We start from the raw sequence: 18,127 nt of genomic DNA, 5'->3' as shown, positions 1-18,127 counted from the left end.
CGAGAGCCGTGAAAAGAAGGAGATGACCGACATGCCGAAACACCGCCGCCAGTGGCGCAGCCAGCTTACCCGCGCGGAGGAGGGACGGGGGTGGGTGTTTTTCGCGCTGTACGTGCTGGCCTTCCCTTTCCTGATGGGCTTGATCCAACGCTCGTTCGGGGGCGAGCTGCCCGTGGCCGAGGCCAGCGTGATCTATTACCTGCTCTCGGTGACCCTGGTCTTTCTGGTGTTCTGGAGCTTTTTGAAAAACGGTTTCTACCTGCTTCTGGACTGGCTGCCCGAGAACCTGTTTGCCTTTGGCACCGGCCTTGTGGGGGCGGGGGCGCTCCATTTCCTGGTGATGCGCCTGCCCTATCCGGTGGAAAATCCGAACGTCTACAACTACCTGGAGCAGTACGCCATGTCTCCCGCGGCCACGGTGGTCATCGTGGTGGTGCTGATGCCCATCGTGGAGGAGGCCCTGTTCCGGGGGCTGCTGTTCGGCGCGGTGCGGCGGTACAGCCGGGCGCTGGCCTATGGGCTCTCCACCCTGCTCTTCGCGGTGTACTGCGTATGGCAGTTCGTGTTTACCTACAACGGGATGGACCTGCGCTACCTGCTGCTGTTTGCGCAGTACGTGCCCATGTCCCTGGCCCTGTGCTGGAGCTATGACAACGGCGGCTCCGTCTGGACCCCCGTGGCCCTGCACATGGTCCTCAACGCCGCCGCCCTGGTTCACGCGATCCGTTGATCCCGCCGGGGCCCTTTAGCGGCTGCGCAGACCGTCCGGAGGGACGCCGGCCGGAGTTCCGTCTTCCCTGCGGGGAAAACGCCCGTACTCCGGGGCACCGGTGTACGGGCAGCCCCATGGAAGGAGAATGAGATGCCTCACATCCAGCAATTAGAGCCCCACGTGGCCGACCTGATCGCCGCCGGCGAAGTGGTGGAGCGGCCCGCGTCGGTGGTCAAGGAACTCATGGAAAACGCCATCGACGCCGCCGCCGCCACGGTGACGGTGGAGGTCCAGCACGGCGGCATGACCCTGATCCGGGTCACCGACGACGGCTGCGGCATTGCCGCCGGGGAGGCGGAGACCGCCTTCCTGCGCCATGCCACCAGCAAGATCCGAAGCGAATACGACCTGGAGGCCATCGGCACCCTGGGCTTCCGGGGCGAGGCGCTGGCGGCCATCTCCGCCGTCTCCCGGGTGGAACTGCTCACCCGCGCTCAGGGGGCGCAGCTGGGGATCGCCCTCTCCCTGGAGGGGGGCGCGGTGGTCGCCCGGGACGAGGCGGGGTGCCCGCAGGGTACCACGATGGTGGTGCGGGACCTGTTCTACAATACCCCGGCCCGCCTGAAATTCATGAAGAAGGACGCCGCCGAAGGGGCGGCCTGCTTTGCCATGGTGCAGCGGGTGGCCCTGTCCCATCCGGAGGTGAGCGTCAAATTCCTCCGGGACGGGAAGCAGGAGCTGCGCACCCCCGGCGACGGGAAGCTCCAGTCCGCCCTCTACGCCGTGCTGGGCCGGGATCTGGCCCTGGGCTTCGTGCCGGTCGGCGGCTCCGGCGAGGAGATGACGGTCGCCGGCTTTACCTCCCTGCCCACCTGCTGCCGGGGGACCCGGGGCTATCAGCACTTTTTTGTGAACGGCCGGTATGTGAAAAGCCGCACCATGACCGCTGCGGTGGAGGAGGCCTATGCCAACCAGAAGATGGTGGGCAAGTTTCCCGGCTGCGTGCTGCATTTGAACACCCGCCTCAACGCCGTGGACGTGAACGTCCACCCGACCAAGCAGGAGGTCAAATTCGGCTCGGAAAAGCGGGTGTTCGACGCGGTGTATTACGCCGTCAAGTCTGCGCTGGAGGCCGACCGTACCCGTCCGCAGCTGGAGGGGGGCGCGCGGGAGCGCCCCCTCCGCGCCGCCGTGCGGGATACCGCCGCCCCCAGCCAGACGGCCTTCCGGAATCAGACGGCGCAGGCCTTCCGCCAGGAACACGGCTCCCCCGCCCTGCCCCTGCGCGACGTGACCGCGCCGAAGCAGCCGCCCTGCCCGGACGCTCGCGGCGGGACCGCCTCCGCGCGGCCGGTCCCGCAAGCGCCCGCGGCTGCGGTGGGCGCTTCCGGCGCCGGAGCGCCGGGCTGCGCGGCCGTCCCGGCGCCGCCCCGCCCGCTCCGCGCCCCCGCTGCGCCGGAGGAAGACCGCGCGGCGGCCCCGGCCCCCGCGCCGGAGCCGTGGCGTATGGCGGGCGAGGTGCTCCATACTTACATCATCGTGGAACAGGGCGACAAGATCCTCCTGATCGATAAACACGCCGCCCATGAGCGGCTCAATTTCGACCGGCTCAAGGCCGAGGGGTACCAGCCCATGGTGCAGGCCCTGCTGACGCCGGTGGTCTTTACGCCTCCCGCCGAGGAGGGGGCGGCCCTGCTGGCCCAGCTTCCCCTGCTGCGCCGCTTCGGGTTCGAGGCGGAGGAGTTTGGCGGCGGAGCGCTCATTGTCCGGGCGGCCCCCGGCGATGTGGCCGCCGGGGAGATCGAGGGCGTACTCACGGAGCTGGCGGGCCGGCTGCTCATCACCGGCCGGGCCGATCCGGAGGCGGCCCGGGACGCCTTGCTGCACACCATGGCCTGCAAGGCCGCCGTCAAGGGCGGCCAGAGGAACGGGCCCCAGGAGCTGCAGCGCCTGGCCGAAGCCGTCATGGACGGCACGGTCAAATACTGCCCCCACGGCCGTCCGGTGGCGATTGAACTGACGCGGCAGCAGCTGGAGAAGCGGTTCGGGCGGGCGTGACCGATATTTCGGCCCTTCGACAAAATGCGAGTTGATCCATTGGATAAAATGGTATATATTGGATGCACCCAACAGAAAGAAGGAGTGCATCCAAATGCAAAAGACAAACAACCTGCAGGACCGGTTCCTGCTCCGCGCCCGTAAGACCCGGGCCCACGTCACCGTGTTCCTCATCAACGGCTACCAGCTCCGGGGCGTTATTGCAGGCTATGACGCCTTTGTGGTGGTCCTTATGAGCGAGGGCAAGCAGCAAGTCATCTACAAGCACGCGATCTCCACCATCACGCCGGAGCGGGCCGTGGATTTGAGCGAGGACGAGGCGTCGCCCGCGCCGCAGGCGGGGCGGAGCCCGGCGGAAGGCGCGCCGGACGGACGGTAGGGCGAAGGCAGAAGGCCCCTGCGGGGCGGCCTCCGTCTGCCGGAGCAGGCCGCCGTACGGGCCGGGGCCCCGGCGCGAAACATCGCTACATAAACAAGGGACAAGCCTATGAAACAAGGAAACGCCATCAACCGAATCATCATGCTGGTGCTGCTGGGGGCCGTGGTGCTCTACCTGGCGGTGTCGGCCTGGAACAGCCTGACCGACCCCTTTTCCACGGTGGTCTCCTATGCCTACGCGGTAGACGACGCAGTGGAGTGCACCGGCTTTGTGGTGCGGGAGGAGACGGTGCTCGCCGGGACCGGCGGCATCGTGGACCTCCTGCCGGAGGAGGGGGAAAAGGTCGCCAGGGGCGAGACGGTGGCCCTGGTCTATCAGAGCGAGGCGGGCCTGGACCGCAAGCAGCAGATCCAGGCCCTGACGCTGGAGCGGGAACAGCTCCAGTACGTCCTGGCCCAATCCGCCGCCGGGGGGGATACCGCCCAGCTCAGCCAGCAGGTCATCGGCGCCATCGTGGCGCTGCGCTCCTCGGTGGCAGCCGGGGACCTGACGGGGCTGGAGGAGGAGACCATGTCCCTCAAATCGCTGGTGTACAAGCGGGAATACACCTATGGCGAGGGGGACGGTGGGGCCGGTCTGGAGGACGCCATCCTTGCCGTGGACGCGCAGATCCAGGCCCTGAGCAATCAGGCCGCCCTGGATACCGCCCGGGTGAGCGCCGCGCAGGCGGGCGTGTTTTCCGGCCAGGTGGATGGATATGAGGGGCTGCTTACCCCTGAGATGCTGTCCTCCCTGACCCCGGCCGACCTGACCAGCCTGGCCAATCAGAGGCCCCAGGCCGATGGCAATGCCATCGGGAAGCTGGTGACCAGCGCCCGGTGGTATTTCGTCTGTCCGCTGTCCGAGCGCGACGCCGAGCGCCTGAATGAGGGCGGTACCATCGCCGTGCGCTTTTCCCGGGACTGGTCGGGCCAGGTGGAGATGGATGTGGAGCGCATCGGAGCGGCGGAGAACGGCCGCTGCGTGGCGGTGCTTTCCACGGACCGCTACCTGTCGGACACCACCCTGCTGCGCCGCCAGACGGTGGAGCTGATCTTTGAGACCCGGACCGGGATCCGGGTACCCAAGGCGGCCCTCCGGGTGGAGGAGCGGACCGTCACCGACGAGGACACCGGGGAGAAGCGGCAGGTCCAGATCAACGGCGTATACGCCCTGGTGGGAGCGCAGGCGGAGTTCAAGCCTGTGACGGTGCTGGCCCAGCAGGACGACTTCTGCCTGGTGCAGGCAGCTTCTGCGGGCAGCGCCGCCGAAGCGAAAAAGGCCCTGCGGGCGGGGGATGAGATCATTGTGGCCGCCGAGGATCTGTTTGATGGAAAAGTCGTGCGGTAGGGCCGCATGTTTTGACGCCGAAGACGTTTCAGGAGGTGCGTTTTGATGTCCCTTGCGGAACAGATTGCGCGGGTAAAGGAAAAAATCGCCGCCGCCGCCCGGGAGGCGGGACGGGAGCCGGAGGCGGTCACCCTGGTGGCCGCCACGAAGGTGCAGACCTCGGATACCATCCGGCAGGCCATTGCCGCCGGGATCACGGCGTGCGGGGAGAACCGGGTGCAGGAGATGACCGCCCATCTGGAGGAGAACGCCTACGCGGGGGCCCGCCTGCATTTCATCGGCCACCTGCAGACCAATAAGGTCCGGCAGGTGGTGGGGCGGGTGGATCTGCTGGAGTCGGTGGATTCCGCCCGACTGCTTCAGGCCGTGGAGGCGCAGGCCGCCAGGCTGGACCTGGTACAGGACATCCTGCTGGAGGTCAATGTGGGCGGGGAGGCGAGCAAAAGCGGCGTGTCTCCCGACGAAGTGCCCGGCCTGGCACGGCAGGCCATGGCGCTGCCCCATGTGCGCCTGCGGGGGCTGATGGCCATCCCGCCTGTGGCAGGCAGCGGCGGAAATCGCCCTTTTTTTGCAAAAATGTATCAGCTTTATGTTGACATAAGAACTGAAATGGACGATAATGGGACTGTTATTAACTGCCTTTCCATGGGCATGAGCGGCGATTATGAGGACGCCGTGCGGGAAGGGGCCACTCTGGTGCGGGTGGGCACCGCCCTGTTTGGGCCGCGTCCGCCGCTGCATACACGGTGAATGAAATTCGGGAGGTTGACCGAAATGGGATTTATTGATGAGCTCAAGCGCTTGGCGCGCCCCTATGAGGACGAAGAGGACGAGGAGGAGTTCGAGGACTTCGAGCCCGTCTCCCGCAGTGAGCGGATGGACCGTACCGACCGGATGGAGCGCAAGAGCGCCAAGCAGGACACCGGCGCCCTGTTCCCCAGCGAAAGCACGCCCGAGCGGCGTAGCAACAAGGTGGTGAACATCCACACCACCACCCAGCTTCAGGTGGTGCTCGTCAAGCCCGAGCGGTTTGAGAACGCCTCCGAGATCGCAGACCACCTGCGGGAAAAGCGCACCGTGGTGCTCAATCTGGAGTCCACCAATAAGGACATCGCCCGCCGCCTGCTGGACTTCCTTTCCGGCGTGGCCTATGCCAACGAGGGCAAGATTAAAAAGGTGGCCATCTCCACCTACATCATCACGCCCTACAACGTGGATATTTTAGGCGATCTGATCGACGAGCTGGAGAATAACGGACTGTATTTCTGACGCAGGAGGAAGGAAGCGGCGTCCGCGTTGTCCCGCCGGGAGTCCGGCGTCCCAAGCGTTTTGGCGCAGCCAAAACCTTGCTGCCGGGCGGATCCGCTTCATCCGCGCAGGCCAAAGGGGGCCCCGCACGATGCGAAGCATCGGGCGGGGCGGAACAACGGGCCGTATTCTTGACCAAGCATTCCATTCATTTTGTACATAAAGCGGGGGAAAAACGATGCTGACACCGCAGGAAGTTTCCGAGCACGCCTTTGCCAAAGCGTCTTTCGGCGGCTACAACATGGCCATGGTGGATGAATTTCTGGACGTATTGACGGCGGATTACACCACCCTTTACAAGGAAAACGCCACCCTCAAGGCCAAAATGAAGGTCCTGGTGGACAAGCTGGAGGAGTACCGCTCCACCGAAGAGGCCATGCGCAAGGCGCTGCTGACCGCCCAGCGCATCGCCGACGACATGGTGGCCGAGGCGGAGAGCAAAAAGGCCGAGCTTCTGCGGGACGCGGAGACCTCCGCCAAGACGCGCATGGGAGAGCTGCGGCAGGAGATCGCCAATGAGGAGGCGCGCCTTGCCGCCGCCCGCGGCTCCACCGCCGCCTATGTGGCCAAGCTTCAGGGGCTCTATCAGCACGAGATGGACTATCTCAACGGCCTGTCTTCCCTTGTGGCTCCCGCCCCCAAGGGCCCCGACCCCGTGGCCGCCGCCGCCCAGGACATCGAGGCCAGTGTGGAGAAGCTGGTGGCTCCGGAAGGCCCCCAGGCTCCGGAGGACGCGGAGGACACCCTGGACCTGAGCGGCGGAACGGCCCGTGTGGAAGTGCCCGTGCAGGAAAAGGACGGCGGGCTGTACGCCGAGCTGCTGGAGCTCAACCTGAACCCGGCCGAGGGCGAGCGCGCCAAGCGCCCGGTGCGCACCCCCCTGGAGGAGGCCGACATGCCGGAGGAACCCGCCGAGCCCACCCGCCGCATCGACTTCGACCATCTTCAGTTCGGCCGGGACTACGAAATCAAATAACCCACTTGACAGAAGCCCTGCAAACATGTAAGATACTCCAGGACGCAGAACAAAGCGTCCTGGAGTATCTTTTATTCCGAAAAACGCTGAGAAGAGGACGAGTACCGTCCCCCGCTCCTGTGCAGAGAGCCGCCGTTTGGGTGCAAGGCGGACGGGAGGGGCCGGGAAGATCACCTTGGAGCGCCCCGCTGAACAGGGAAACGGGTTTCCCTCTGTAAGCGGGGACGGCTGGCCCCGTTACCGGCCTTCGAGGGGCTGCGGCGCGTCCGCGGCAAGAAGAGTGGTACCGCAGAGGTTTGCGCCTTTGTCTCTTACAGAGACAAAGGCGCGTTTTTTGTCCCTCCCCCGCCCTCACGCGCCGGAAGCAGGCCGGGAGGACGGCCTTTCCGCCAATGGATCGAAAACAAAATTCAGCATAAAGGAGAACCCACCTATGGACTACAACCAGACCGTCCACCTGCCTCAGACCGATTTCCCCATGCGGGCGGGGCTGCCCCGCCGGGAGCCGGAGATGCTCCAGGCCATGTACGACCACGACCTGTACCACAAGCTGATGAAAAAGAACGAGGGCAAGCCCCTGTTCGTTCTCCATGACGGCCCTCCCTACGCCAACGGCAACATCCACCTCGGCACTGCCCTGAACAAGATCCTGAAGGACATCATCGTCAAGCACCGGAACATGACGGGCTGGTGCGCCCCCTATGTGCCCGGCTGGGATACCCACGGCCTGCCCATCGAGAGCGCCATTCTGAAGAACAAGAAGATCAAGCGGGACGAGCTGACCACCGCCCAGTTCCGGGAAAAGTGCAAGGAGTATGCCCTGGACTTTGTGGACAAGCAGCGGGAGCAGTTCAAGCGCCTGGGGGTGCTGGGCGAGTGGGACGATCCTTACCTGACCCTCAAGCCCGCCTTTGAGGCAAAGCAGGTGGAGATTTTCGGCAAGATGGCGGAAAAGGGCTTTATCTTCAAGGGCATGAAGCCGGTGTACTGGTGCCCCAATGACCAGACCGCCCTGGCCGAGGCGGAGATCGAGTATGCCGACGATCCCTGCACCACCCTGTTCGTCAAGTTCCCCGTCCGTGACGACAAGGGCAGGCTGGCGCAGTACGCCGACCTGAGCAGGACCTATTTCGTCATCTGGACCACCACGCCCTGGACCATCCCGGGCAACATGGCCATCTGCGTCAACGCGGACTTCGACTATGTGCTGCTCCAGGCCCCCAACGGGGAGGTGTATATCCTGGCCAGGGACCTGGCGGAGCGCGTATGCAAGGCCGCGGGCATCGACTATGCCGCCTGCAGGGTGCTGGCCACCCTCAAGGGCAGCGCGTTCGAGCTGATGACCGCCAAGCATCCCCTCTTTGACCGGGAGAGCGTGCTGCTGTGCGGCGAACATGTGACCCTGGACGCCGGCACCGGCTGCGTCCACACCGCCCCCGGCTTCGGCGCCGACGACTTCAACATCTGCCGCGCTTACGACAAGGCGGGCAAGACCAACATCGGCGTGCCCGTGCCGGTGAACGCCAGGGGCGTCATGACCGACGAGCGTTACAACGGCCAGTTCTATGCCAAGGGCAACGACCTGGTGGTGGAGGACCTGGAGGCCGAGGGCTTCCTGCTGGCCAAGGAGAACATCACCCACTCCTATCCGCACTGCTGGCGCTGCAAGCATCCCATTATTTACCGGGCTACGGAGCAGTGGTTCTGCTCCGTGGACGCCATCAAGGACGCGGCGGTGAAGGCCTGCGACGGCATCCAGTGGAAGCCCGACTGGGGCAAGGACCGCATGACGGGCATGATCACCGAGCGCAACGACTGGTGCATCAGCCGCCAGCGGGTGTGGGGCGTACCCATCCCCATCTTCTACTGCGCCAAGTGCGGCAAGGACATCGTCACGCCGGAGACCATCCGGCGCGTCTCCGACCTGTTCCGGGCGCACGGCTCCAACATCTGGTTTGACAAGACTGCCGACGAGCTGGTCCCCGAGGGCCTTGTCTGCCCGGAGTGCGGGCACGCCCACTTCACCAAGGAGTCGGACATCATGGACGTGTGGTTCGACTCCGGCTCCACCCACGCCGCCGTTTTGGATGAGCGCCCCTACCTCCACTTCCCCGCCGACGTGTACCTGGAGGGAGGCGACCAGTACCGCGGCTGGTTCCAGTCTTCCATGCTCACCTCCATCGCCGCCAAGGGCGTGGCGCCCTACAAGCAGATCATCACCCACGGCTGGACCGTGGACGGCGAGGGCAAGGCCATGCACAAGTCCCTGGGCAACGCCGTGGGGCCGGAGGAGGTCATCAAGGACTACGGCGCGGACATGCTGCGCCTGTGGGTGGCCAGCGCCGACTATACCCAGGATATGCGTATTTCCGGCGACATCATGAAGCAGCTCTCCCAGGCGTACCTCAAGATCCGCAACACCGCCCGGTACATGCTGGGCAACCTGTGCGACTTTGACCCCGACGCCGATTTGGTGGCGGCCGAACACCTGATGGGACTGGACCGCTATGCCCTGCACCTCTTTAACCAGCTGGTGAAGACCGTCCGCGCCGCCTATGACCGCTATGAATTCCACGCCGTGTACCGCGCCGTGTACAACTTCTGCGTGGTGGACCTGTCCAACTTCTATCTGGATATCATCAAGGACCGGCTCTACTGCGGGGATGAGGCGGCCCGCCGCTCCGCCCAGACCGCCCTGTACGTCATCCTGGACGGCATGACCCGGCTCATCGCCCCCATTCTGGCCTTCACCTCGGACGAGATCTGGCATGCCATGCGCCACGGCAGCGACGCGGACGCCGAGAGCGTGCTCTTCAATGACATGCCCGGCGACAACGCCGCCTTCGCCCTCGCCGGGGCCGATCAGGAGCGGTGGGAAAAGCTGGTCTCCCTGCGGGACGCGGTCAACAAGGCCCTGGAGAACGCCCGCACCGCCGGGGTGTTCAAGAAGGCGCAGGATACCGAAGTGACCCTCTCCGTGTCGGAGCAGGACGCGGCCTTCCTGGCGGGGGAGGACCTTGCCACCCTGTGCATCGTGTCCAGCGTCATCGTGACGACCGGCAGCCTGGAGGGCGAGCGGGCCGACGAGTGCCGCATCCCCTGCACCATCGCCGTCCGGCTTTCCGACGCGCCCAAGTGTCCCCGCTGCTGGAACCACAACGAGCACGTGGGCGGGGATCCCGAGCACCCCGACCTCTGTCCCCGCTGCGCCGGCGTGGTCCGGGGACAGGGCTGATGCGGCCGGGGACGGCCTGTCCCGAGAAAAATGCAAGAGCAGAGGCTTTTATGCCTCTGCTCTTGCATTTTCACCGAAACAGGCTGGAAAGGAAGCGGCATCCAGGGGCGGGAAAGCGCAGGCCCCGGCTGAACGTGCGGCAAAATACTCCTTGAGCAGGGCGGCATAGGCCAACAGGACCGGACTCGCCGAATGAGAGCGCCAAATGGCGGAAAAGGTGCAGGTCTCCGGATATCCGGTCAGGCGAATGGACTGAAACAAGGCCGGAACCGTTGGATGGCAGCATTCCGGCAAGAGCATAACGGCCTGATTTGTGGCCACGAGCATCTGCTGCGTGTCGAAATTTGGCACAACAAAGGCGGGGGAAAGCGCATGGTGATTGAGCATCTGCTCGGTTACCGTAAGATTATAGGTCTGAAAACCGATGCTCTCTTCCCCCTGAACGGCAAACTTTTCATTGCGGATATCGGCAATATCCACGGCGTCAAATTGTGCCAGAGGGTGATCGCGGGAGACAAACAGCCGCCACCCGCAGGTGAGCAAGGGCTCGATCACAGCGTCGGAGATGGTATTGTCGCTGAAATCATAGGGCATTGCGATCGCCATAGCCAGCTTGCCGACCGTATATTTATGAAATAATTCGGTTGGAGTGCCCGGGCGGATCGTGATCTGCATGCTGGGATATGCCTGGAGCAGACGCTGGATCACGCAGTAGGTGTGGGTGGTATCCAGGCCCGGCCAGATTCCCAGGGAAATATATCCGGAAAGGTTATGCGCAATGCACCGGGCACGGGAAAGCGAACGGGAATAGAGAGCAAGCAGACGCAGGCTGCTCTCGTAAAATGACTTTCCGGAGTCGGTCACGGTAAATCCGCGTTTGCTGCGCACGAACAGCGGAAAGCCGAGTTCCGCTTCCATCGAGGCGATTTGCTGGCTGATGGCCGCCTGAGTAATATAGTTTTCCTGGGCGGCCTTTGTAAAACTGTTATACTTGACGATATCCACAAAACATTTGATTTTCTCCAGATTCATACAGCAATCACCTTATTTCTGCAGAGAATGGATTTTGCCGGCGCTGGGTCCAGTATAACACAAAAGAAGGCGGACTTCATGGGGAATGTACAAATGGCACAATAGATTTTTCTTATCGGTGTGATCGCATATTCTAATTTGACGAATCCACCGTCCGCAATTATGCTGAATCCAGAGAGAAGCGCTTCTCAAAACGATAATTGGAGGCAAGCGGCTATGGATGAGCGCAGAAAAGAACGGGACCGGAGATTGGAGCTGTTCAACCAGCTTATGGAACAGGCGGGGTTGGACGCGTTGATTTTTACCTCCACCGCCCAGCAGACCTGCCAGATGGCGGTGAAATACGCGACCAATTATACGCTGAACACACGCCGGGATTTTGCATATATGGCCAGGGGCGGCATGCTGAACCTGCTGGTCCCGACCGTGGGGCAGCAGTTCCATGCCCGGACGTTGAGCTGGCTTCCCGAAGAGAACATCCGATGCGGCGATATGCTCCAGGAGGTGCTGGCTTTTATCCGATCCCTGCCGCAGGAGCACCCCAGGATCGGACTTTATGAGCCAAAGGAACTTCCCATTTGCATCTACCGCGAACTGACGGACACAAATGCGGAATTTGTGGATATTACAGCCCGGCTGACGGAGCTGCGGGCCCCCAAGTCTGAATATGAGCTGGAGCTGATCCGCGCCGCCTCACAGATCGCGGTGGGTTCCTTCGAATGGGTGCTCAAGCACATCCGCCCCGGGGTCACGGAACAGGAGATCGTGGGGGGCGCGGAGGGCTTTTTGCGGGCCCGCGGCGCGGAGGACAGTCTGGTGCTCATCCGCGCGGAAAAACCCCACACGTTTATCACGCGCGCCCAGAACAAGCCGATCCGGCCCAATGAGGTGTTCATTTACTCCTGTGAGATGGCGGGGCCGGGCGGCTACTGGACGCAGATGGTGCGCCCGATCTTTCTGGAGCGGGGCTGTGCGCCGGAGGCGTATGAAGTGCTCCAGGTGATCCGGGAGGCGCTGGCAGCCGGCGAGGCGGCGGCGCGGCCCGGAAACCGGATCTGCGACGTGGACGAGGCCATTGCGCAGGTTGTGAAAAAGCGCGGCTGTCACGCGGGCGTATGGTCCGGTCACGGCATGGGCGCGGATTTGGGGGACGGTATTGATATCGGCGCGCCCAATAAAATGGAGCTCAAGCCCAATATGATCCTGACGCTGCATCCCAGCGTGGTGGGGCGATCGGACGGACTGCTGTACGGCAATACTTACGCGGTCACGGAAACGGGGGTGCAGAACCTTACGGACGCCTATACGGGCAGCAGCTACCTGGAGGACCTGCTGGAAGAGATGGGATAAGGGTGAGAATAAAGATAAGAGGAGGGAGTCGTATGCCGGATACAGGCATCAAAAAGCAAACCTATACCGCTTATATCGTTAAGCTGCTGGTCGGGCTGTTTTTCATTTTTGTTTTTGGGCGGGTCTGCCCGCCGTGGGGCGGGATCACGCAGACCGGCATTCAGGCGATCGGCATTTTCTTCGGATTGATTTTCCTGCTCTCCAATTCGGAGTTTGGGCTGATTTTGCCGTCGCTGCTGGGCTTTCTGGCGGTCCTGCTCACAGATGCGTATACCCCCAGTTCCCTAATGGCGGCCACCTTCGGGAACTCCACCGTGGTTCAGATCATTTTTGCCTACGTACTCTGTCAGACCATTATTTCCACCGGAGCGGGTGAGTTTATCTCCAAATGGCTGCTCACGCGGAAGGTGCTTCGGGGAAAGCCCTACCTGTTCTGCTTTGTCTTTTTCTTTGCGGCCTGGGTCATGGGCGCGTTTGCCAAAATTGGCGGCATCGTATTCGTGCTTGCATTGCTGGATTCGCTCATTGACAACCTGGGGTACGAGAAAGAGGGAAGCTTTAACCGCTGGATGTCTCTGGGGTCCTTTGTTTCCGCCTGCATAGGGATGGCGCTGATCCCCTTCCAGGGCCTGCCGCTGGTCATTTTCGGGGCGATACTGAGCGCTATGGCGCAAAGCGGCATTGTGCTGAACTATGCGGTGTATATGCTCTCCATCATCGTCTTTTCCATGGCGTTTATCGTCCTGTTCGCCCTGACGATGAAGGCCTGCCGTGTAGACGCAGACAAACTGCGCGCCTTCGATGTGAGCCGTATCAGCGGCGAGCAGGGCGGCAAACTGCGTATGACCCGCAAGCAGGTCCTGGCCTGCCTGATTTTCCTGTTTGCGATCGCCTACTCGGTGGTCATGGCCTTTCTCCCTGCAGACAGCCCCCTGGGGCAGGCGCTTTCCACCTTTGACCAGTGTACCTGGTTCATCTTGGCGCTGGTAATTTTCTTCCTTCTGCGGGAGGACGGCAAACCGCTGCTGAACGAAGAGCAGACCTTCCGCAGCAGCATTTCCTGGGGCATCGTTCTGGCCGTGTGCATTTTCAACGTGATCGGCGGCATGCTGGCCAACCCGGAACTGGGCGTACGGGGCTGGCTCAACGCGTTGATGGAGCCCATTTTCACCGGACTGCCCTTCCCTGTGTTCATGCTGCTGATCTGTTTTGTCTCTACGATCTGCACCAATGTATTTGCCAATGCGGCGGTGGGATTGATCGTAGGGACGCTGACTATGCCCTTTGCCATTACGTATGGCGATACCATCGGGATCAATGTAACGGTGTACGGCGCGGCGGTGACCATGTCCGCCATGTTCTCCTTTATGACCATGGCGTCGGCAGGGTATGTCCCCCTGTTTCTGACAAGGCCCTGCATTCAAAAAAATCAAAAATTCCTCTGGGGGGTCGGAGGAGGAACCTGCTTGGGGGGCATCCTGCTGATGACGGTTCTATTCACTGCCCTGGCCTATCTCCTATAAGCGACCAGACGGGAGCGCCCGTCCGCCTGCAGGGCGGAACGGGCGCTCCCGTCTGGTCGCGGGGCGTTATCAAGGCCTTTGCACGGCGGCGCGCCTGCGCCGCCCCTTCCGCGCCGGGAGGCGGGGCAGCTCCGGAAGGGCAAGACTGCCGCCGTCGGTGGCGGCGGAGATCAGATAGCGGTAGACCCGGCCCTTTTGCCGCTCGTACAGGTCCAGGGTCTGATAGAGGTCCTTGTAATAGGAAAAGGTCTTCTGCTTCATCTCCAGAGTGCGGCGCAGGGTGGGCTGGGTCATGACCAGACTGTCCTCCCGCTTGATATAACAGCACACCGGCTCCGGGACGGCGGCCACCAGACGGACATATTTGATGTACTCCAGATTGAACAGAAAATCCTCGCACCAACTCAGCTCCTCCGGGCAGCGCAGCTGGTGGGCCTCCACAATGCTGCGGCGGTAGAGCTTGTTCCAAAGCACCCCGTAGTAGAAATTGGCGGGGGCCTTGACCATCTCCTCTGCAAACTCCGTCCGTGTGAGTACCCGGCGGCCCCGGATATGCCCCTGCAGCGCCTGGCGCTGACCGGATACCCGGTAAAAACGGGCGATCACCAGGTCGGTGCCGGTGCTCAGAGCGGCGTGGACCAGGACCTCGGTGGCGTTGGATAGGAGCCGGTCGTCCCCGTCCACAAACTGGAGGTACTGCCCCGTAGCCGCCGCCAGTCCCGCGTTGCGGGCGGCGGAGACCCCCGCGTTTTGCTGATGGATGACCCGAAAGCGCGCGTCCCGCTCCGCCGCCGCGCGGCACAGGGAGAGGCTTTCGTCCGTGCTGCCGTCGTCCACCAGTATGACCTCGATCTCCCGCCAGGTCTGGACGCGGATGCTCTCCAGACAGGCGGGAAGATACGCCGCCACGTTGTATACCGGCACGATGATGCTGACCTTTGCGCGTTCCAAAACGACACTCCTTTTTGTAATGTGCTCAAATCCCATTATAATGGGCCCGCCGCCGGGCCGCAAGAGCGGATCGCACGAAGGCGCGCCGGAACAGGGGCGGGGCATTGCAATGTTTTGGCGCCTGTGGTACACTATCCGGGAACCAAACGCCCGATGGGCGTGCAAAGGAGAGCGCTTATGCTGTATTTGATCCTTGCGGCCCTTCTGGTCGCCCTCGACCAGGCGGTGAAAATTTTGGTACGCGCCCACATTCCGCTGGGGGGCTCCCTTCCCGTTCTGCCCGGTGTGCTGGACCTGACCTATGTGCAGAACACCGGGGCGGCCTTTTCCCTGTTTACCGGGCATACCTGGCTTCTGACCATCATCTCCCTGGCGGTCTCCGTGGCGCTGGCGGCGGCGCTGGTAAAGGGCGTGCTGCGGCATCCCTTTGCCCGCTGCGCCCTGGCGGTGGTGCTGGCCGGTGCGGTGGGCAACCTGATCGACCGGGCCTTCCTGCGCTTCGTGACCGATATGTTCCGCACGCTGTTCCTGGATTTCCCCGTCTTCAATGTGGCGGATATCTGTGTGGTGCTGGGGGGCATCGCCCTGTGCGTGTACGTGATCTTTTTCTACGATAAGTACGAGAAACGGGAGAAGCAGGATGACGCCGCTCCATCTGACGGCTGACCGGGCCGGGGAGCGGGTGGACCAGTTCCTCGCCCGCACCCTGCCGGAGCTGACCCGCTCCGCCGCCCAGCGGCTGCTGGAGGAGGGCGCGGTCACCCGCGGCGGCGGGCGGGTAAAGAAGAATGACAAGACCGCCCCCGGCGACGTGTTTACCGTTGTCCTGCCCGACCCTGCCCCGATTGACGTGCTCCCCCAAAAGATCCCGCTGGATGTGATCTACGAGGACGGCGACGTGATCGTGGTCAACAAGCCCGTGGGGCTGGTGGTCCACCCTGCGCCGGGCCATCCGGACGGGACCCTGGTCAACGCGCTGCTGTATCACTGCGGAGCGTCCCTCTCGGGCATCAACGGGGCGCTGCGCCCCGGGATCGTGCACCGGATCGACCGGGACACTTCCGGTCTGATCATCGCGGCCAAAAACGATTTTGCCCACCTGGCGCTGGCCGAACAGCTGCAGGATCACTCCCTTTACCGGGAATACGAGGCCGTGTGTGTGGGCAATCTGAAGCAGGATGCCGGTACGGTCCGCGCACCCATCGCCCGGCACCCCACCGACCGGAAACGGATGGCGGTGGATGTGCTCCACGGCCGGGAGGCGGTGACCCACTGGACGGTGTTGGAGCGGTTGGGGGGCTATACCCATATCCAGTGCCGACTGGAGACCGGCCGCACCCATCAGATCCGGGTCCACATGGCGAAGCTGGGGCATCCCCTGCTGGGGGACACGGTATACGGGGCCAAAAAGCCCTACCCCGGCCTGGCGGGCCAGTGCCTGCACGCCCGCAGGCTCTCCTTCACCCACCCACGGACGGGACGGCGCATGACCCTGGAGTGCCCGCTCCCCCCTTATTTTGCGCAGGTATTGACAAAACTGCGGCAGTTGGTATAGAATTTGCAGTAACCGCAGGACAAATCGAATAGCAGGGGCGCTGGACGCATGTCCGGCTGAGATGGACGCCTATCGCGGCGCACGGTCCCTTGAACCTGATCCGGGTAATGCCGGCGTAGGAAGAGTATTCGGCACACATTGTCGTTTCTCCCGTACCGCATTGCGCTACACCCGGTTTGCGCTGCGGTACATCTTTTTGGGAGGAATCTGTTCTATGACAACCACAAGCAATCAGAAATCGCACCTGGGCGTGCGGATGCTCTGCGAAGGGGCGATCATGATCGCCCTGTCCCTCGTGCTGGGGCTGCTGAAGGTGTTCGAGCTGCCTCAGGGCGGCTCCGTCTCGCTGGAGATGCTGCCCCTGCTGCTGTTCTGCGTACGCTGGGGCATGGGCGGCGGCTTGATCGCCTGCTTTGCCTTTGGGATTCTCCAGGTGTTTATCCAGGGCGCGGTGAGCTGGGGCTGGCAGTCCATCCTGCTGGACTATGTGCTGGCCTTCGGCGTCATCGGCGTGGCCGGCCTGGGCAAGGGCAAGCCGGGCGGCATTTTCTGGGGCAGCATCCTGGGCGGCGCGGCCCGGTTCATCATCCACTACATCAGCGGTATTACCATTTATAAGATTGTGGCCCCGACGGAGATCTTCGGCACGGTGTTTGATAACCCCTCCCTCTACTCGCTGGTCTACAACGGCAGCTATGTGGGCATTGACATCGTTTTGTGCCTGGTGATTTTCGGTATCCTCTATGCACCGCTGAAAAAGTACTTTACGGGGGCCGATCTGAAGAAATAAGGTGTGACGCATTTGGGCAAGTTCAACGGTGTGCTTCTGGTCAGCGATTTTGACGACACGCTGTACGGCTCCGACCTGCGGGTGTCCGAGGAGAACCGGCGCGCGCTCGACTATTTTACCGGCGCGGGCGGGATCTTTACCGTAGCCACCGGGCGGGCCCACCCCACCTTTGCGCCCCACGCCGCCAGCGTACCCATCAACGCGCCGGTCGTCCTCTCCAACGGCGCCTGCCTGTACGACTTCCAAGACGACCGGGTGGTCCGTGAGACCTTCCTGCCCCGGCGGGCGGCCCGGGACCTGCAGGAGGTGGCCCGCCGCTTCCCGGAGATCGGCTTTGAGGCCTATCACCAGGACGAGATCTATGCCTATCAGCCCAACGAGGTCACCTTTCATCATCTGCGCCGGGCCCAGGCCGCCTATACCGAACGGCCCATCCTGGAGATGCCCCTGCCCTGGACCAAGGCCATCCTCCAGCAGCGCAATCCCCTGCTGCGGTCCGTTCAGCGCTACATCCTGGAACGTTGGGCAGAGCACTATGAGGCCATCTTCTCCAACGCCGTGCTGCTGGAGCTGACCGCCAAGGGCAGTACCAAGGGCGGCATGGTGCGCTGCCTGGCCCGGCTGCTGGGCATTGAGGAGCGGAACATTTACTGCGTGGGGGACAATCAGAACGACATCCCCATGCTGGCCGTCTCGGCCATTCCCTTCGCCCCGTCCAACTGCGCGCAGGAGGTGCGGGACTGGGGCGCGCGCATTCTGGGCTCCTGTGACGAAAGCTGCGTGGCCCAGATCGTCGCGATTCTGGATAAGCGATATTAAAACAGGGACAAGGACCGGGCCCGGCATTTGCCGGGCCCGGTCCTTGTCCC

The 18,127-nt window shown here is 63.1% G+C and carries 16 protein-coding genes, 1 riboswitch and 1 other annotated feature; of the genes, 14 read left to right on the top strand and 2 right to left on the bottom strand.

Features of this window, described 5'->3' with window-relative positions; genetic code table 11:
* The 8 genes from MR825_RS13660 to ileS all read left to right on the top strand — a co-directional run.
* On the top strand, positions 1 to 730 hold a 730-nt coding region (locus MR825_RS13660), incomplete at its 5' end, for a CPBP family intramembrane glutamic endopeptidase (protein ID WP_353845891.1).
* 132 nt (positions 731 to 862) lie between these two features.
* Positions 863 to 2,770 carry a DNA mismatch repair endonuclease MutL gene (gene mutL / locus MR825_RS13655; protein ID WP_287881193.1) on the top strand — a complete coding sequence of 636 codons (1,908 nt, stop codon included), beginning with the start codon at positions 863 to 865 and terminating at the stop codon, positions 2,768 to 2,770.
* Between the two features lie 94 nt (positions 2,771 to 2,864).
* Positions 2,865 to 3,149, top strand: a complete 285-nt coding sequence (hfq, locus tag MR825_RS13650) for an RNA chaperone Hfq (protein WP_186908410.1) — start codon at positions 2,865 to 2,867, stop codon at positions 3,147 to 3,149.
* Positions 3,150 to 3,257: 108 nt separating this feature from the next.
* Positions 3,258 to 4,538 (top strand): HlyD family efflux transporter periplasmic adaptor subunit, encoded by a 1,281-nt coding sequence (locus tag MR825_RS13645; RefSeq protein ID WP_256174469.1) that lies wholly within the window; start codon positions 3,258 to 3,260, stop codon positions 4,536 to 4,538.
* A gap of 45 nt (positions 4,539 to 4,583) precedes the next feature.
* Complete coding sequence (locus MR825_RS13640) at positions 4,584 to 5,288, top strand: YggS family pyridoxal phosphate-dependent enzyme (RefSeq protein WP_186908412.1); 705 nt, start codon at positions 4,584 to 4,586, stop codon at positions 5,286 to 5,288.
* A 24-nt stretch (positions 5,289 to 5,312) separates the two neighbouring features.
* On the top strand, positions 5,313 to 5,807 hold the full coding sequence (locus tag MR825_RS13635; protein WP_186908413.1) for a cell division protein SepF: 495 nt from the start codon (positions 5,313 to 5,315) through the stop codon (positions 5,805 to 5,807).
* Between the two features lie 217 nt (positions 5,808 to 6,024).
* Complete coding sequence (locus MR825_RS13630) at positions 6,025 to 6,822, top strand: DivIVA domain-containing protein (protein ID WP_256174468.1); 798 nt, start codon at positions 6,025 to 6,027, stop codon at positions 6,820 to 6,822.
* A gap of 79 nt (positions 6,823 to 6,901) precedes the next feature.
* Positions 6,902 to 7,137, top strand: a binding site (T-box leader).
* Between the two features lie 118 nt (positions 7,138 to 7,255).
* Positions 7,256 to 10,057 carry an isoleucine--tRNA ligase gene (gene ileS, locus MR825_RS13625; protein ID WP_287881190.1) on the top strand — a complete coding sequence of 934 codons (2,802 nt, stop codon included), beginning with the start codon at positions 7,256 to 7,258 and terminating at the stop codon, positions 10,055 to 10,057.
* 48 nt (positions 10,058 to 10,105) lie between these two features.
* Here the strand turns inward: ileS and MR825_RS13620 are convergent, their stop codons facing one another.
* Positions 10,106 to 11,089, bottom strand: a complete 984-nt coding sequence (locus MR825_RS13620) for a LysR family transcriptional regulator (protein ID WP_186908416.1) — start codon at positions 11,087 to 11,089, stop codon at positions 10,106 to 10,108.
* 216 nt (positions 11,090 to 11,305) lie between these two features.
* On the opposite strand from MR825_RS13620, the gene MR825_RS13615 reads away from it, so the two are divergent.
* Both MR825_RS13615 and MR825_RS13610 read left to right on the top strand, forming a co-directional pair.
* A complete protein-coding gene (locus tag MR825_RS13615) occupies positions 11,306 to 12,439 on the top strand; it encodes a M24 family metallopeptidase (protein ID WP_287881189.1) in 1,134 nt (377 codons plus the stop codon).
* Between the two features lie 32 nt (positions 12,440 to 12,471).
* Positions 12,472 to 13,962, top strand: a complete 1,491-nt coding sequence (locus tag MR825_RS13610) for a hypothetical protein (RefSeq protein ID WP_186908418.1) — start codon at positions 12,472 to 12,474, stop codon at positions 13,960 to 13,962.
* Between the two features lie 69 nt (positions 13,963 to 14,031).
* Here MR825_RS13610 and MR825_RS13605 read toward each other — a convergent pair whose 3' ends face one another.
* Positions 14,032 to 14,913 carry a glycosyltransferase family 2 protein gene (locus MR825_RS13605; protein ID WP_186908419.1) on the bottom strand — a complete coding sequence of 294 codons (882 nt, stop codon included), beginning with the start codon at positions 14,911 to 14,913 and terminating at the stop codon, positions 14,032 to 14,034.
* A 177-nt stretch (positions 14,914 to 15,090) separates the two neighbouring features.
* Here MR825_RS13605 and lspA point away from each other — a divergent pair, with 177 nt between their 5' ends.
* The 4 genes from lspA to MR825_RS13585 all read left to right on the top strand — a co-directional run bounded on the left by lspA (position 15,091) and on the right by MR825_RS13585 (position 18,077).
* A complete protein-coding gene (lspA, locus tag MR825_RS13600; protein WP_287881187.1) occupies positions 15,091 to 15,579 on the top strand; it encodes a signal peptidase II in 489 nt (162 codons plus the stop codon).
* The gene (locus MR825_RS13595) at positions 15,554 to 16,468 is read left to right on the top strand and encodes an RluA family pseudouridine synthase (protein ID WP_186908421.1); all 915 of its coding nucleotides are present in this window, start codon (positions 15,554 to 15,556) and stop codon (positions 16,466 to 16,468) included. Before lspA ends, MR825_RS13595 begins: the two co-directional genes overlap by 26 nt.
* A gap of 23 nt (positions 16,469 to 16,491) precedes the next feature.
* Positions 16,492 to 16,608: riboswitch (TPP riboswitch) on the top strand.
* A gap of 74 nt (positions 16,609 to 16,682) precedes the next feature.
* Positions 16,683 to 17,258 carry an energy-coupled thiamine transporter ThiT gene (locus tag MR825_RS13590; RefSeq protein ID WP_243204820.1) on the top strand — a complete coding sequence of 192 codons (576 nt, stop codon included), beginning with the start codon at positions 16,683 to 16,685 and terminating at the stop codon, positions 17,256 to 17,258.
* A gap of 3 nt (positions 17,259 to 17,261) precedes the next feature.
* Complete coding sequence (locus MR825_RS13585) at positions 17,262 to 18,077, top strand: HAD-IIB family hydrolase (RefSeq protein WP_186908422.1); 816 nt, start codon at positions 17,262 to 17,264, stop codon at positions 18,075 to 18,077.
* Positions 18,078 to 18,127: the final 50 nt, after the last annotated feature.

Source organism: Lawsonibacter sp., from assembly GCF_022777125.1.
Classification (GTDB): domain Bacteria; phylum Bacillota; class Clostridia; order Oscillospirales; family Oscillospiraceae; genus Lawsonibacter_A; species Lawsonibacter_A hominis.
The sequence above is the reverse complement of the archived record's forward strand: the minus strand, read 5'-3'. Positions and strand labels throughout refer to the sequence as shown.

Bases quoted from the DNA above. Each gene is read 5' to 3' on its own strand.
- mutL (WP_287881193.1), top strand. From the start codon at position 863: ATGCCTCACATCCAGCAATTAGAGCCCCACGTGGCCGACCTGATCGCC.
- hfq (WP_186908410.1), top strand. From the start codon at position 2,865: ATGCAAAAGACAAACAACCTGCAGGACCGGTTCCTGCTCCGCGCCCGT.
- MR825_RS13645 (WP_256174469.1), top strand. From the start codon at position 3,258: ATGAAACAAGGAAACGCCATCAACCGAATCATCATGCTGGTGCTGCTG.
- MR825_RS13640 (WP_186908412.1), top strand. From the start codon at position 4,584: ATGTCCCTTGCGGAACAGATTGCGCGGGTAAAGGAAAAAATCGCCGCC.
- MR825_RS13635 (WP_186908413.1), top strand. From the start codon at position 5,313: ATGGGATTTATTGATGAGCTCAAGCGCTTGGCGCGCCCCTATGAGGAC.
- MR825_RS13630 (WP_256174468.1), top strand. From the start codon at position 6,025: ATGCTGACACCGCAGGAAGTTTCCGAGCACGCCTTTGCCAAAGCGTCT.
- ileS (WP_287881190.1), top strand. From the start codon at position 7,256: ATGGACTACAACCAGACCGTCCACCTGCCTCAGACCGATTTCCCCATG.
- MR825_RS13620 (WP_186908416.1), bottom strand. From the start codon at position 11,089: ATGAATCTGGAGAAAATCAAATGTTTTGTGGATATCGTCAAGTATAAC.
- MR825_RS13615 (WP_287881189.1), top strand. From the start codon at position 11,306: ATGGATGAGCGCAGAAAAGAACGGGACCGGAGATTGGAGCTGTTCAAC.
- MR825_RS13610 (WP_186908418.1), top strand. From the start codon at position 12,472: ATGCCGGATACAGGCATCAAAAAGCAAACCTATACCGCTTATATCGTT.
- lspA (WP_287881187.1), top strand. From the start codon at position 15,091: ATGCTGTATTTGATCCTTGCGGCCCTTCTGGTCGCCCTCGACCAGGCG.
- MR825_RS13595 (WP_186908421.1), top strand. From the start codon at position 15,554: ATGACGCCGCTCCATCTGACGGCTGACCGGGCCGGGGAGCGGGTGGAC.
- MR825_RS13590 (WP_243204820.1), top strand. From the start codon at position 16,683: ATGACAACCACAAGCAATCAGAAATCGCACCTGGGCGTGCGGATGCTC.